Annotated in this window: 11 protein-coding genes; 8 read left to right on the forward strand and 3 right to left on the reverse strand. The window is 63.3% G+C overall.

The window, feature by feature from the left end:
- The first annotated feature begins 158 nt into the window (after nt 1-158).
- Nucleotides 159-503, forward strand: a complete 345-nt coding sequence (locus FHT09_RS19400) for a response regulator (protein WP_104606751.1) — start codon at nt 159-161, stop codon at nt 501-503.
- Nucleotides 504-542: 39 nt separating this feature from the next.
- Here FHT09_RS19400 and FHT09_RS19405 read toward each other — a convergent pair whose 3' ends face one another.
- A complete protein-coding gene (locus tag FHT09_RS19405) occupies nt 543-3,401 on the reverse strand; it encodes a PAS domain-containing protein (RefSeq protein ID WP_104606706.1) in 2,859 nt (952 codons plus the stop codon).
- A gap of 416 nt (nt 3,402-3,817) precedes the next feature.
- Between FHT09_RS19405 and FHT09_RS19410 the strand changes: the two genes are divergently transcribed.
- From FHT09_RS19410 to FHT09_RS19435, 6 genes are all read left to right on the forward strand, one after another.
- Nucleotides 3,818-4,282, forward strand: coding sequence for a MarR family winged helix-turn-helix transcriptional regulator (locus FHT09_RS19410; RefSeq protein WP_104606750.1), 465 nt, complete (start codon nt 3,818-3,820; stop codon nt 4,280-4,282).
- Nucleotides 4,283-4,318: 36 nt separating this feature from the next.
- A complete protein-coding gene (locus tag FHT09_RS19415) occupies nt 4,319-5,503 on the forward strand; it encodes an FAD-dependent monooxygenase (protein WP_104537836.1) in 1,185 nt (394 codons plus the stop codon).
- A 417-nt stretch (nt 5,504-5,920) separates the two neighbouring features.
- Nucleotides 5,921-8,032, forward strand: a complete 2,112-nt coding sequence (locus tag FHT09_RS19420) for a methyl-accepting chemotaxis protein (RefSeq protein ID WP_104606705.1) — start codon at nt 5,921-5,923, stop codon at nt 8,030-8,032.
- A 379-nt stretch (nt 8,033-8,411) separates the two neighbouring features.
- Nucleotides 8,412-8,828 (forward strand): hypothetical protein, encoded by a 417-nt coding sequence (locus FHT09_RS19425; protein ID WP_104537838.1) that lies wholly within the window; start codon nt 8,412-8,414, stop codon nt 8,826-8,828.
- A gap of 778 nt (nt 8,829-9,606) precedes the next feature.
- The gene (locus FHT09_RS19430; RefSeq protein WP_104606749.1) at nt 9,607-10,158 is read left to right on the forward strand and encodes a CPBP family intramembrane glutamic endopeptidase; all 552 of its coding nucleotides are present in this window, start codon (nt 9,607-9,609) and stop codon (nt 10,156-10,158) included.
- A 120-nt stretch (nt 10,159-10,278) separates the two neighbouring features.
- Complete coding sequence (locus FHT09_RS19435) at nt 10,279-10,653, forward strand: nuclear transport factor 2 family protein (RefSeq protein WP_104537839.1); 375 nt, start codon at nt 10,279-10,281, stop codon at nt 10,651-10,653.
- A gap of 140 nt (nt 10,654-10,793) precedes the next feature.
- Here FHT09_RS19435 and FHT09_RS19440 read toward each other — a convergent pair whose 3' ends face one another.
- Nucleotides 10,794-12,587 (reverse strand): methyl-accepting chemotaxis protein, encoded by a 1,794-nt coding sequence (locus FHT09_RS19440; protein WP_184417086.1) that lies wholly within the window; start codon nt 12,585-12,587, stop codon nt 10,794-10,796.
- Nucleotides 12,588-12,897: 310 nt separating this feature from the next.
- Nucleotides 12,898-13,974 (reverse strand): catalase family protein, encoded by a 1,077-nt coding sequence (locus FHT09_RS19445; RefSeq protein ID WP_104606704.1) that lies wholly within the window; start codon nt 13,972-13,974, stop codon nt 12,898-12,900.
- Nucleotides 13,975-14,798: 824 nt separating this feature from the next.
- Between FHT09_RS19445 and FHT09_RS20480 the strand changes: the two genes are divergently transcribed.
- Nucleotides 14,799-15,167 carry a hypothetical protein gene (locus tag FHT09_RS20480; RefSeq protein WP_104606703.1) on the forward strand — a complete coding sequence of 123 codons (369 nt, stop codon included), beginning with the start codon at nt 14,799-14,801 and terminating at the stop codon, nt 15,165-15,167.
- Nucleotides 15,168-15,555 lie beyond the last annotated feature (388 nt).

Below are 15,555 nucleotides of genomic sequence, written 5' to 3' on the forward strand. Positions count from 1 at the left end.
CTGGCGATACCGCCATGGTGCCGTGACCTGCGCCGCGCTTGATGCCGGTTGCGACACGTTCGTCACGCGCCCAGGCCTAGCGTTGCACCTGAAGTGCATCGCATGGTTGCGATCGCTCGAGGACAGCGGTGAATCACGCATCATGCAGCGCCCGTATCCTGTTGGTCGAAGACGACGATGCCATTCGTGCGCTGACCGCAGATATCCTGAGTGACGAGGGCTATCAGGTCACCGCTTCTTCCGACGCCGAGCAGGCACTGGAGCAGCTCAACCATGCGCGTCCGTTCGATCTGCTGCTCTCGGACATCTGCCTGCCTGGCATGAACGGGCGCGACCTGGCAGACAACGCGCGCCGCCTGTACCCCGCCTTGCCTGTCGTGTTCATGACCGGCTACGCCGGTTCCATCGCCAAGCGCGCGGATTTTCTGGATACCGGCATGCGGCTGCTGACCAAGCCGTTTTCATTGCGCGACCTGTTGGGCATCGTGCAAACCGCGCTGTAGGCAAGCCGTCCGGGTTGTCGCCACGCCTGCATGCACGCTTCAGGGCGATCCGCGCTCCAGCAATTGCGCCACGCGGCGTTCCAGGTCCACCGCCAGAAACGGCTTGGTCAGCACCTCCATGCCCTCCTCCAGCTGCCCCGCGCCCACTGCCGCCGTTGCCGCGTAGCCGGTGACGAACAGCACCGGCAGCGTCGGTCGGTGCTGTCGCCCCGCGTCGGCAACCTGACGCCCGTTCAATCCGCCGGTCAGCCCGACGTCGGTCACCAGCAGATCGATCGTCTCCTGCGAGCGCAGGCGCTCCACCGCCGCGCTGCCTTCTGCCGTCTCGATGACGCGGTAACCCGCTTCGCTCAGCACCTCGGACATCAGCACGCGGATCGGGGTTTCATCTTCCACCAGCAGCACCGTGCAACGCTGCGCCACCGAGCGCAGCGGTTGCTCGGTCGCCGGCACCACCTCATCGAGCGCCAGCACGCCATTGAAGCGCGGCAGGTACAACGCCATCGTGGTGCCGACGCCCACCTCCGAATCGATCCGCACGTGGCCGCCGGACTGGCGGGTGAACCCGTAGATCATCGACAGCCCCAGACCGGTGCCCTGCCCGATCGGCTTGGTGGTGAAGAACGGCTCGAACACCTTGGACATCACGTCGGCGCTCATGCCGGTGCCGGTGTCCTGCACGCTCAGGCATACGTACTCGCCGATCGGCAGATCCAGCTGCTGGGCGGCGCCGGCCTCCAACAAACGGTTGGCGACAGCGATGGTGAGCTCGCCGCCATCGGGCATCGCATCGCGCGCGTTGATGCACAGGTTCAATAGCGCGTTTTCCAGCTGTGGCGCATCCACCAGCACTTTCCAGGCGTCGGTTGCAGGACGCAGCCGCAACGCAATCGAGGGGCCCAGCGTGCGCGCGATGATGTCATGCATGCCCTGCACCAGTGCCTGCACCTCCAGCGCGGTGGGCGCCAGGGTCTGCCGGCGCGAAAACGCCAGCAGTCGCTGGGTCAACGCGGTGGCGCGCGCGGCGCTGGATTGCGCCATCTCCACATAGCGCTCCAGACGATCGTACTTGCCCTGCTCGATTCGCGCCTGCAGCAGCTCCAGGCCGACGCTGATCGCCGTCAGCAGGTTGTTGAAGTCGTGCGCCAACCCGCCGGTCAGCTGACCGACCGCCTCCATCTTCTGACTCTGGCGCAGCTTTTCCTCGGCCAGCAGCAGCGCCGCGCTGCGTTCGCGCACGCGCTCTTCCAGCGTTTCGGTCAACTGACGCAGCTGCTGTTCGGCCAGCCGCTTGTCGGTGATGTCGGCAGCGGTGCCGAACCACTCCACGATCTGCTCGCGCTCGTCCAGCAAGGGGATCGCGCGCATCAGGGTCCACCCCACCTGCTGATTGGCATCCAGCACGCGATACTCCACATCCAGCCCGGTCTTGTTGATGATCGAATGCGCAATGGCTTCGGACAGCCGCGCACGATCGTCCGGGTGCACCATCTCCTGCTGCCAGTTCAGGCTTGCCGAGAGCGCATCGCTCAGCGCCCCCTCGCCAACCAGTTGGCGAAACTCGCGCCAGTCGGCGGTGGCCGAAAAGATCGATTGCGAGGATGCGCGCACCAGCGCATCCAGCCGGCGCTCGCTCGCGCGCAGGGCTTCGCTGGCCAGCCGCTCGGCGGTACGGTCGCGCAACACCTTGACAAAGCCGATCGCCGCGCCGGTTTCTTCACGTAGCACCATCAGCGAACCGTTCGCCCAGAACCGCTGGCCGGACTTGCGCACGTGCCAGCGCTCGTCCATGCCGCTACCGCTTTCCAGCGCCGCCGCTGCCTCGATCAGGATCTGCCGGCGCTCCACATCCTCTGGGGTAAAGGTGCGCTCCAGCGTCTGGCCCAGCATCTCAGTCTCGCTCCATCCCAGAATGCGCTGTGCACCCTCGTTCCAGGACGTCACCAAGCCGTGCAAATCGGTTGCGATGATCGCGTAGTCCATCACGCTGTCCAGGATCTGCCGGTTGCGCACTTCCGCCTCGCGCACCGCGCGTTCCAGGCCGATGCGGTCGGTTATGTCCAGGCCCTGCACGAAGATGCCGGAAACGGTGCCGTCGGCACCGGCAATCGGCTGATAGACCAGATCCAGCAGGCGCGGCTCCACCGCGCCGCCGGGCTCGGCCTGCACGTTGTAGGCGAGCGCATTGGCCGCATAGGCGCGTCCGGACTGATACACCTCGTCCAGGCGGTGCAGATGCCCCTGCTCGACCATATCCGGCAAGGCTTCGGCCAGCGGCTTGCCGATCACGTCGCGGTGCCCGATCAGGCGCGAATAGCACGGGTTGGCGAACTCCACCCGATGCTGCGGACCGCTGAGGAACGCCATGAACATCGGCGCCTGCTCGAACAACCGGATCAGCCGCTCGTGCTCATCGGCAAGACGGTTTTGCGCCACCTTGCGGTCGGTGACTTCGTTGGTGACGCAGAACGCGCCGCCCACACGCCCATCGTCCAGATAGATCGGCGAGAACGAGAACGTCCACCAGGTGTCTTCCGGCATGCCATAGCGGTTCATGCCGATCGGCACCTCCTCGAAGCGCGAGGCGCGCCCCGCGAACGCGGCTTCGATCGGCGCACGCACCGCCCCCCATGCATCGGCCCACAACTCCCGCAGCGGCGCGCCCAGCGCATGCGGCTGCCGCGGCCCCAGGATCGGCGCATAGGCATCGTTGTAGAAAAAGGTCAGCGCATCGCCCCACACCACATACATGCTTTCCGGCGAGCTGAGCATCAGGCTGACAGCATTGCGCAGCGGCGACGGCCACTGCGCACTCGGCCCCAGCGGCGTTGCGGCCCAATCGTAGGCGCGCACGGCCTGCGCCATGGCGCTCTCGCCATAAGGAAACGACGCGCTCATGCGGCGCCCAGGCGTGCTGCCGTCCAGCGGCAGTCGTCGTACGTGCGGGACGCAACGCGGTGCGCAGCCAGCTTACCAATCACCCAAACAAGCATTTTTTCCGAACCATTGAACAAGACTCAAAGGGCCAACGCCGCGCATCGCCGACTGGCAGGACTGGATAGGCCGACATGCCGGCCTGACCTGCAACCAACGCCATCCGGCGTCGCCGTTGGCGCCCTGCACGGCATGCAGCGCCCGCCTAAGTTACAACACTCACGTGACGATGCGTCCCGATTGCGTGCAGGCCCCACCACGGCGCGCGTTGCTGCGCGGCACCCGTCAGATCCCTCGCCGTGGCGCGCAGGCGATGTCCCGTGGTGCGCGTGCCCGGATAAAATCGCAAGATGGCCGAAAGGCGTGGCACGGTGACGCAGATGCAGGATCGCGACGTACTCATTCATCCTCTGGCTGCGGTGGCACCGGGGTATCTGGCCAACCATGCTGCACGGGTCTTCAATCGTCTGGTAGATGCGCAACTGCGACCGCACGGCATGTCGCTGGCCCTGATCAGGCCGGTCATGCTGTTGTCCTGGAAAGGGCCGATGCTGCAACGCGACCTGGTGATCGACTCGGCAGTCAAGCAGCCGGCAATGGTGGCCCTGCTGGACAAGCTGGAGGGCCTGGAGCTGGTCAAGCGCTCGCCGACGCCGCAGGACCGCCGCGCTGCGGTGGTCTCGCTCACACCCCGCGGACGCAAGATCGCCGCCATCGGCGGCCAGATACTGATCGATCTGAATGCCGATGCGCTGAAGGACTTCGCACCCGAGGAAGCACAGCAGACTGTCGCGTTCATGCAGCGCCTGATCGTCAATCTGGAGCAGCGCGACCAGGACATGTAATATCACACCTGATATTTATTCCTCGGGTGATCCGTCATGTCGCGTCGCATCCTCATCACCGGCGCAAGCGTCGCCGGCAACACCGTGGCTTGGGCGCTCGCCCAGCGGGGATTTGACGTCAGCGTCGTCGAGCAGGCCGCGCAGTTTCGCGATGGCGGGCAGAACATCGACGTGCGCGGCGTCGGCCGCGAGGTCCTGCAGCGAATGGACCTGGAGCAGGCCGCACTCGAGCACGGCACCGGCGAGGAAGGCACCGCCTGGGTCGACGAACACGGCCATGCGGTGGCGACCTTCAAGACCGACGACATCGACGGCGATGGCCCGACCGCAGAACTGGAAATCCTGCGCGGCGACCTCGCCCGCCTGATCTACGATGCCGCCCGCCAGAAAGCCGAGTATCGGTTCGGCGACCGCATCGCCGGCATCGACGACGACGGCGATGCGGCCACCGTCCGCTTCCGCAGCGGACGCCGCGACCGCTTCGATGCCGTCATCGTCGCCGAAGGCGTCGGCTCGGCCACACGCGAGATGCTGTTCCCCGACGAGAACGACCCGCGCTGGATGGATCTGACCATTGCCTACTTCACCATCGCACGCACCGCCGACGATGACCGCCTATGGCGCTGGTATCACACCACCGGCGGGCGCAGCATCTCGCTGCGCCCGGACCAGCACGGCACCACGCGCGCCATGCTGTCGCTGCAGAAGGTTTCCGAGGGCGAGCAGGACTGGGACATGGCAACCCAAAAGGCCTATCTGCGCGAACGCTTCACCGACGCCGGTTGGCAGGCTGCGCGGGTTTTGGACGGCATGGACACCACCGACGATTTCTACTTCGATGCCTTGCGGCAGGTGCGCATGCCGCGCTGGCACGCTGACCGCGTCGTGCTGACCGGCGACGCTGCCTGGTGCGCAACCCCGCTGGCCGGCATCGGCGCCACCCTGGCGGTCACCGGCGGCTACGTGCTGGCCAACGAGATCGCACGCGCGGCGACGCTGGAACAGGCCTTTGCCGCCTACGCCGACGCCATGCGGCCGATGGTGGAACAAGGCCAGGGCGTGCCGAAGATCGGCCCGCGCCTGATGAATCCGCATAGCCGCCTCGGCATCCAGCTGCTGCACGGCGCACTGAAATTCGCCAGCCAACCCAGCATCCAGAACATTGCCGCCAAGCTGATGACGCCGTCGATGAAGGCGCCGGATCTGTCGCGCTATGACTGAAGCGGTCTAGATCGGTGGCGCTGCTGACGTAGCGGCACTCTGTGTCTGTACTACATCGACACCCGCAAGTGGCCGCAGCCCCTCGCAGCGGCCGTCGCAACGACTCGGCGACCCGCCAAGACCGATCCGCCTGTTGCCGACGCCGACCGGCGCTGCAGCACTGCCAGGCGGCCGGGCTTGGCGGCTTGCGACTTCGATCGCCCTGGCCTGGCGGCAGTGCGAAGCCAACCGTAGATGAATCCCACCGTGGCGAGCGGTTTCATTTCTGATGGCGCAGGCCGCTAACGAACACGTCGAGACATCCTTCGTGCAGCGGTCACGCTGCCGACCCCATCGGTGTCCCGGGCGCATCGCCTCCCAGCTGTTGCTGGGACTCTTCCTGCTTTTCCGCTAGCCGGATCACCGATCAAACTCCCTATGCCACTGCTTTCGAATCTGCGCATCGGTCAGCGCCTGGCCCTCGGCTTCCTCGCGATCATTGTCCTGATGGTGATCCTCACCGTCGTCGGCATCCAGCGCGTGCGCAGCATCCACCAGCAGCTCACCGCCATCAACGAAGTCAACAGCGTCAAGCAACGCTACGCGATCAATTTCCGCGGCAGCGTGCACGACCGTGCGATCGCCCTGCGCGATGTCGTGCTGCTGGACGACCCGGCAGAGCGGCACACGGCAGAACAATCGATCGACAAGCTCGCCGCGGACTACACCCGCTCCGCGCAGCCGCTGGACGACATGATCGCGGCCTCCAAGGACGCCGAAGAAAAGGCCATCCTCCAACGCATCAAGGCCGTCGAACAGCGCACCATGCCGCTGATCGCGCAGGTGCGTGCATTCCGCGATGGCGCCGACAAGCCGCATGCCGAACAACACCTGCTGCAGCAAGCGCGCCCCGCCTTCGTCGCCTGGCTGGCCAGCATCAACGCGTTCATCGACCTGCAGGAAGCCAAGAACCGCGCGGCCGCCAAAGACGCGGTGACCACCGCGCGTGGCTTTGCCATGCTGATGGTGGTTTCCACCATCATCGCCTTGCTGCTGGGCGCAACCATTGCGTTGTTGCTGACGCGCAGCGTGGTGCTGCCCTTGCGCCAGTCGCTGCGGCTGGCAGAGCGCATCAACGATGGCGATCTGCGCAGCCAGGACCTGCCCACCAGCAAGGACGAATCCGGCCAGCTGCTGCGCGCCATGCAACAGATGCAGCGCCGCCTGCAGGATGTGATCTCCGCCCAGCGCAACATGGCGGCCCGCCACGATGCCGGCGAGATCAGCTATCGCACCGACGCCCGGCAGTTCCCCGGCGAGTACGGGCACATGGTGCAGGACACCAACACACTGGTGCATGCGCATGTGCAGACCCAACTGCGCATCACCGAGGTCATGGGCAGCTATGCGATCGGCGACCTGGCTCCCGAAATCGAACAATATCCCGGCGAAAAAGCCGCCATCACCGCCACCATGCAGCAGGTGAAGCAGAACCTGCAGGCCATCAACGCGCAGATCCAGCAGCTCACCCAGGCTGCGTGCGCCGGCAACTTCGCGCTGCGCGGCCAGCCGGAAAAATTCGAGCACGACTTCCGCCTGATGGTGGAAAACCTCAACACCATGATGGCCACCTCCGACACCAACCTGGCCAGGTTTTCCGACCTGCTGCGCTGCATTGCCGATGGCGACCTGACCGTGCGCATGAGCGGCAACTTCCACGGCGTGTTCGCCTCCATGCGCGACGATGCCAACAGCACCGTGCATCGCCTGACCGACATCGTCACGCATATCCAGACCACCTCCAACAGCATCGGTTTTGCCGCCGAAGACATCGCCAGTGGCAACCAGGAACTGTCCCGCCGCAGCGAACAGCAGGCCGCCAGCCTGGAAGAAACTGCCGCCTCGATGGAAGAGCTGACCTCCACCGTCAAGCAGAATGCCGAGCATGCCGGCCGCGCCAATCAGCTTGCGCTGGGCGCGGCCGCCATCGCCTCGGAAGGACGCGACGTGGTTGGCCAGGTCATCGAACAGATGTCCGGCATCGAGGCCTCGTCCAGGCGTATCGCCGACATCATCTCGGTCATCGACGGCATCGCCTTCCAGACCAACATCCTGGCCCTCAATGCCGCCGTCGAGGCCGCACGCGCCGGCGAACAGGGCCGCGGATTCGCCGTGGTCGCCTCGGAAGTGCGCACCCTTTCGCACCGCTCATCGGACGCCGCCAAGGAGATCAAACGCCTGATCGACGACTCCGTGCAGCGCGTCGCCGACGGTGCAACGCTGGTGCACAAGGCCGGCACCACCATGGGCGAAGTCGTCACCAGCGTCCAGCATGTCACCGACATCATGGGCCACATCTCCGCCGCCTCACAGGAACAGGCCGGCGGCATCGAGCAGGTCAACCTGACCATCGCCCAGATGGACGAAACCACCCAGCAGAACGTCAGCCTGGTCGAAGCCGCGAGCACGGCGGCACGTTCGCTGGAAGCGCATTCGACCCAGCTGACGCGGGCGGTTGAGGTGTTCAAGGTCAATGCGTCGGTGATCTGACTGGCCGGTAGCGCGATCTGCTCGCGGCGAGACGGACCAGGGCTGACTTCGGGCGATCGGTGATGCCAACCTGCGCTGCCCGCCTCCGGATTCCTGCGCGGTTGGTGTGGAAGCCGATGGCGGCAGCGCATCGGCAGTCAGGGCCGAGGTGGATCGGCCACTGATGCGCTCGGTCACGAAAAAATCCCGGTTCCATGGTCATGCATTGTCGTTCCCGGGCGCATTGATCAATTGACGCGCCTGTCGCTGCCAGCTCTCGCGCATGGCTGACACCTGTGCGAACGCATCTTGGCAACGTGACGCTGCATCATACTGATGTGATCGCTACATCCGCGCAGCGCGCTGAGGACATCAGCGACCATCTCCACTACACACGAGCATGACCACCGCCATGGAACGTATCCGCTTCCTCCGCATGCCAGTGCTTGCAACGCTTTTTGTCATCTCGCTTGCCGCGTGTGCGGCGTCTGGCCCCGTCACCAGCCAGCCCATCGAAGGCCCGGTGCGGCTGGGAGAAATCGCAGCGGTCGATGGCCCCAGGGTACGCCCCGACCACGTCATCGAAGACAGCCGTTGCCCATCCGATGTGCAATGTGTGGTGGCCGGCCGATTGATCCTCAGGGCGACCGTGCTCGGCGGCGGCTGGTCCAAACAGGTCGATCTCACCCTTGGCGTTCCGATACCTGTTGCCGATGGCCAATTGACGTTGCTTGCTGCCACGCCCGCACCAGCAAACTCAGCAGCGGCCTATGTAGCCGACATGCGCTTCACCTTCAGTTTTCAGGGTGGCCGCTGATCAAATCATTGCTTCCACTTCAGATCCGAGGCGATGTAGCGCGAGCGCGAGGCCAGCAGCAGAGCATTCTAGGATTGCCCTCTCGCCGGGGCAAAGCAGTGCTCCATTCGATCTGTCCATGCTGCCAGCTGCTCAAGCGTGTCAGCCTCGATGGGGCTTGGTCATTGTCGACGACGCTTGCTGCCTGCAGGTCGCTCAACGCATCCACCACCGTTGTCATCCATTGCTCGTTCAACTCTCCCAAATTTTCCAAAACGCCGTGGGAAGCGCCTAGCGCATCCGGATCCACTTGCCGTTGGTGGTGCTATGTGCCAGTCGTCGCAAACGCAGCCGAGCTACCAAGTGATGCCGGCTTCAAGCACAGCGTTTGCCTGACAGACGTCAGCAGGCACCGGTAGCCAATGCAGCTTCTGCAACATGGCACCATCGCCTGAAAACATACCTGCACGCTAGACCGCACGCGTCGCCTTTGGCTGGGCCCGATACGACGTCCGGATCATGCTCCAGAGCCTGAAGGAGCTCCTGCCTCCATTCCTCTTCGTACGCGCAGCCTTCGTGCGCGCAGCAATCCATGCCCTCTGGCACAGGACGCTTGTCGCTCCTGTTGCTACCGTTCGAGAACTTACTCAATCCTTCTTCCAGCATGTTTCAACAAGGCTCCCCAAGCGCACATCCCCGCCCGGTCTTTTCTGCAATGGGACATCCTTTGGCACGAATCGCAGCGATCGCGGCCATCCTCGCGCTGGCGCATTACCGCTGGATGCAGTTTCCCTGGCGTATGCCGCTTGTTGGCATTGTAGGTATCGCATTGGTTTGGCTCGAAACGCGCTCGTTGAGCGCCTGCGGGCTCCAACACCGGCCATTGCGCGCCTGGTTCGGCTGGACGCTGCTGCTGCTCGCGCTCGTCGTCGGCTTCGTCAACCCGGTCATGCAGCCGTTGATCGACGCGCTAACCGGGACCAAGGCCGACTACAGCGGCTACGGCGCTCTGCTTGGCAACTTCAACGCTGCCGCCCACCTGGCAGGCGGCGCCTGGCTCAGCGCCGCGCTTGGTGAAGAGCTGGTCTTCCGCGCATTCTTGATGCACCACCTCGATCACCTGCTGGGCCGCCATCGTGGGGGACAGGTGATGGCGGCAGTGGCAGGGGGAGCACTCTTTGGCGCGATGCACCTTACCCAAGGCATCTCGGGGGTGCTGCTGACCGGACTCGTCGGCGCGTTGTTTGGCTACGTCTACCTGCGATCAGGACGCAACCTCCGGGCGATGATCCTGGCGCATGGGTTGATCGATACGTGGGGCATTGCGACGCTATATCTGGGTTGGTACTAGCGGGCACCCACCACGATCCACTTGCTTGGGCACCTAACTGCCAGGAAATCCTTCGCCCGCCATCCGCAGATGCTGTGCGATGGCGACTTGCCCTCCCCTGCATGAGCAGACTGCCCAGACATGACCACCGTTAACGTGCTCTCGATCGTTCAAGCGCAGCTGGACGCCTACAACGTCAAGGATATCGACGCGTTGCTGGCGACCTATGCTGACGATGCCGAGCATTACGCCTTGCACGGACCACAGCTGGCCAAGGGGCATGCCATGCTTCGCGAGCGGTTTCTCACCCGCTTTCAAGAGCCGGACCTGCATGCGCGGCTGTTGTCGCGGACCGTCGTCGGCAACATCGTCGTCGATTCGGAACTCATCACCCGCAGCTTTCCTGACGGGATCAGTCGTCTTGAGATGCTGTGCATCTACGAGGTGGTCGATGGGAAAATCCAGAGAGCCTCATTCGCTACCGGCGCACGCATTGGCGCCACACCGGCTCCATGAAACGTTCCAGCTGATCGGCTCGTGCCGTGCGCCTTTTCAGCATGGCCGCGGAAAATGCCATTGAAGGCATCCTGATTTCCAGTGCACCGCCCCGCCCCTTGGCATTAGCAAATAACAGGGCAGCGCAGTGGCTGCATGCGTCAAGCAGCCAATGCGAGCTTCGCCTTGCCACCGACGCTGCGTGAACTGTTCGCAACACTCTGCACCAGAGCGGTCGCCTGATCTTCAAGTGCGCGGGCGGACGATGCCATGGTGTCAACGAGAGCGGAATTCTGCTGCGTCGCTGCATCCATCTGCGAGATGGTTTGATTGATCTGCTCGATGCCAGCGCTCTGCTCGTGACTGGCCGCGGCGATGCCACTCATGATGTCGTTGACCTGCTTCACCGAGGAAAGCAACTCTTCCATGGCCTTGCCCGCCACGTTGACCTGCTCCGCCCCCTGACCCACCTTGGCACCCGAATCGGCGATCAGGTCACGGATCTCCTTGGCGGCCATGGTGCAGCGCTGGGCGAGGCTGCGCACCTCGGAAGCGACGACCGCAAAGCCACGCCCCTGCTCGCCTGCCCGTGCTGCTTCCACGGCCGCATTCAGCGCAAGGATATTGGTTTGAAACGCGATGCCGTCGATGACGGTAATGATTTCGCCGATCTTCCGCGATGACGCCTGGATCGCCGCCATGGTGCTGACGACACCATTGACCAGCTCACCGCCATGTAAGGCGGTCTCTGCGGCCTTGCTCGCCAGGGTATTGGCCTGGCGCGCACCCTCAGCGTTCTTGCGAACGATGCTGGTCATCTCCTCCATGGAACTTGCAGTCTCTTCGAGGGCGGCCGCCTGCTGTTCCGTGCGCCGCGACAGGTCGTCGTTGCTGCGCACGATATCGCCTGCCGCAGTGCTGAGCGTGTTCGCCACCTCGCCCAGCTGACGTCCGGCTTCCACGTCCATCAATGCTCCAACTGCGCGCAAAGGCGTGCCATCTGCCGCGCGCTTGGTCAGACCGCGCGCGCGGAACCATCGGTATTGGCCGTTCTTGAGTTGCAGGCGATACTCGATATCGAAGTTGGTGCGGCCACTGCGATCGTTCAAATGCGCCGCGAATGCGTTGAGAGAACGCTCCTTGTCTTCCGGGTGAAGCCGTGACGCCCAGCTATCGAGCACATTGGGGAACTCCTGCTCGGACTCGAAGCCAAGGAGGTGGCGGAACTGCTGCGACCACCAGAACTCGTTGTTCGGATTGATCGGGTCACCCGCGATCACGCTCATGTCCCACAAGCCATCGCTGAGCATCTGTGAGCCGAGCTCGAAGCGCGTCAGGGTGATGTCGAGGAACTGATCCCGCTCGCGGCGCTCGGTGATGTCGGTGAGCGAACCGGCCACACGCAGCGGCACGCCCTGCGCATCGCGCTCGGTGGTGCCGAAAGCCCGGAACCAGCGGTACTCGCCGGACTTCAGACGCAAGCGGTTTTCGACGTCATAGGGTGTTCGACCACTGCGATCGGCAAGGTGCGCCGCGAAGGCATCTAGCGTCGGCTGCTTGTCATCCGGGTGCAGACACGCGACCCAACTGTCCAGGACATTGGGAAAATCCTGTTCTGAAGCAAAACCCAGCAGCCGACGCATCTGCGGCGACCACCACACAGGGCTGTCGGGATGACTGGGATCTCCGGCAATCACACCAATATCCCAAAGCCCGTCGGTCGTACCGCTGGCGACCAGCTCGAAGCGGCCCTCCAGATGGCGCAACGCGATCGTCGCGTCTTCCACCTGGGCCCTGGCCAGATCACGCTCCTGCTCAGCCGCACACAAGCGCTCGGCCATCTTCTTGAGAAGCACGGCCGACCCGTTGTTGGGCCATTGCGCACTGCCACCTTTCAACGTGGCATCAACCGCTTTGGTCAGTGCTTCCACCTTGTGGCTGTCGGAGAAAAACATAGCGACCTCTGCTGCTTGCGTTGGGTATGCGTCCCTAGCGGCAACGATCGGCGTTTCTTGATGGCCCTGTCTCTATCCAGCAACCTGCACGAGTCGAGCATTCAGCTGGACACGATCAGCAACACGGGTGCATGGGGGATGCCGTCTGTCGCTCCTTTCCAAACGGGGTGGTGTGGCCCTGGCATGCCACACTGGTCGCCACAGTTGCTCGATGATTCATCAGAACCTTCGTCTGGCATCTGCGATCCGGGGGCGCTCCAGCCCCACGGATGCATATGCACTGCATGACACGCTCACGCAGCGAGAACTGCTAGAGGCCGGCTGGCTCGTGGATCGGGCAGCGATTGAACTCGGAGCGGAATCGGCGCGATGCTGCCATCACGACACGGCGCGCCCGGTTGATCGCGCCCAGCGGCCGGTGAGCGGCTAAAGCATGCCACGGCGAGAAGGCGATACGGTCTTCCAACTGCAGCGATTTCTCCCCGTCCCAGCCGGCCTGACGTTCGACGACTACGCGCGCTACCGCCACAAAGGGGCTGATGGATTCGGACCACTCTACCGACGCATCCTCAAGCGGCATCTTTTCCACATCTCGACACAGCTGCACGCGCAACTCCCACTCTGCCGGGCTGGCTAGGGTGCTGATGGAGTGATGAACGGCCTCACGCTGCGCATCCTGAGAGTCGCCCACTGCCTGACCGTCGAGTTCAATGAGGTTTCTGGACACCGGCGCAAGCGAGAACTTGGCGATGTAGCGCCCGTAGAGGAACGGCACCTGCGAAAAAAACGTCTCGCCCAGCGGATGAATTTGCGGCTGTCCGCCCATCTGCTTGATGCTGCCACTTCCCCCGCCGATCTTTTCAAGGGTGTTCTCGACCCCCCGGAGCACTTTCGAAAGAGCTGCCTTGGCGCGTGGCGCTTTTTCCGTGGTCGTTGCGAGGACGCGGAAATTACGCAGAAACCCGTCGGGACCCGGGGTAGTGAACGAAGGGCCATTGACCATCAAGAAATCCTGACTGTGCTTCTCGTCCCCACCCTCGACGCGCTCACCGCTCACACCCAACACCTTCAGCGCCAAGGCACGCGGGGTCGAGACAGCATCGCTCAGTTGTTCTGCAGGTGGCGATGACAGGCGGATGTAGGCAGCGTATTGCCCGGGCTCTGCGAACAGGCCTTGTCGTAGCTCTTCGGGGAGATCGTTGAAGACGGTGAGTCTGGCGGTGAACAGGCCCTGCCCTTTCGCGTGGACCGCGCGGTGCGCATGCCCTTCCTTTTCGGCCACGGTCATTGCCATGTCGACGAACAGCGATTCCAGGGAACGAATGGTTTCCTGCTCACTGACGCTGGGCGTTTCCAGATCGGGGCGGTATTCGACGGGCGCGTTCATGAGGTTCCTGGCTTTATGGCTGGTGAAGCCAATGTGCTCCACCTGCTGTTTACGCTCCGTCGAAGCCAAAAAACGGCAACGCTCGATGATGCACAGGCCTGTTCCGCCTGGCCCTTGCAAAGCGCAGTCACCAGTGGGCAGACGATCCAGCCCACGCCCGGCATTCCGCTCGCCGCCTGAAGAGCACATTTGATAAGCCGGCAATCAAGCACTGCCTGGAGATCGACGGGAACACGATGGCCAAACGACCAACAGCCGGTCTTGGTGCGGCTCGATGATGCGGGATGCGCATGCGCGCGGTTCCTCTGCATGCCTCCTGCTATCCACTCGGCCAGAATCGCCTATCTCAATTTGAATCAACGATTTATGAGCAAGTGGCGGAGAGAGTGGGATCGGATCACCTCCGAATTAACCCATTCAATCCGTTGCAGAAAGCGTGCTCGGCAGGTTTCCTGTCAATGTTTCCTCGATCATAACGCCGGGCTTGACTCGATTGCTAGCGCCCGCTTGCCATCGGCAAGTTGCTGACGCCATTGTCTGTCTGCATAAACTCGGACCTCACAGGCATGAGCACCTCAAACAGCCCGCTTGAAGCACGTGTCGCCGTGTTGGTCGATTACTCCCGTTGCCTTAGCGGACCATGTGCTTCTACAAACGACAAATCGGGGACACCGACCCGGTTGAAATCTTTTCTATTCGTCAAATGGCATAACTGCCATCGAATTTCTTCGCGTATTCAAATTTGTGAAATGCAGCCACAAGCGAGCTCTTGCGTAAGCACCGTTTCTTGGTTGGATAAGGGCTTACCCAACACAGGAGCACCCATGCACCACCAAACGCAAATCCAAGTCGCCAGTCGCTTGCTCGGCCACCTCCTCCAGCAACACACCACACGCCTTCCCCCTAACCAAGTCGAGGACATCCAATACTCACTGGATTTGGCTGCAGAGTTGCTACGGCTCGGCGCGCCAGGGCCGGCCAGTCAAACCCAGGCGTCAGCCATGGCACCTTCTCAACCCATCCTCGTCAAACGAGCGGCCGTGGATCGCAGCGTCGTGCCGACCATGCCTACCTCCATTGAGGAGTGGCGAGAGGCGCGCAAGAAGAAGGACAAGGACAATGTCCCCCGCCCCAAGGAGCCCATTGGGATTGAACGCGCAGACTTGCGCCCTCGCCCTCGCGCCTGCCGCTAGTGCCCAAGGAAGAAAGCCCCGCATCTGCGGGGCTTTCGATATCCATCAGGGCCGCGGCCGTCGACGTGTTGGGTGCGGCACTGGCATCGGGGAGAGCTTGGGCACTGCTGGGGCAGCGTTGATCGGCGCAACAGAGCGAGGAACGGAGTCGAACTCTGGACTGGCAAGCATCGCCTCGCTCCACTGCTCCACCTGAGCGGCGCGGATCTCAATCTCGTTCTCGCAGTCGTTCCACCGCTGCTCGGAGACCGCTGCCCGGGCTGTCGCCAGTTCGGCTGTTCGTTTTTCCAGCATGTAATGACCCACTGAATTCCTGCTCAGGTGTTACTTTCCCCGAAGGAGACACCGATGAGCGAAGTGATGGAAGAAGAGATCAAGCGCTGGACGG

The organism is Xanthomonas sp. CFBP 8152 (assembly GCF_014199025.1).
In the GTDB taxonomy this organism is placed as follows: Bacteria; Pseudomonadota; Gammaproteobacteria; order Xanthomonadales; family Xanthomonadaceae; genus Xanthomonas; species Xanthomonas arboricola_B.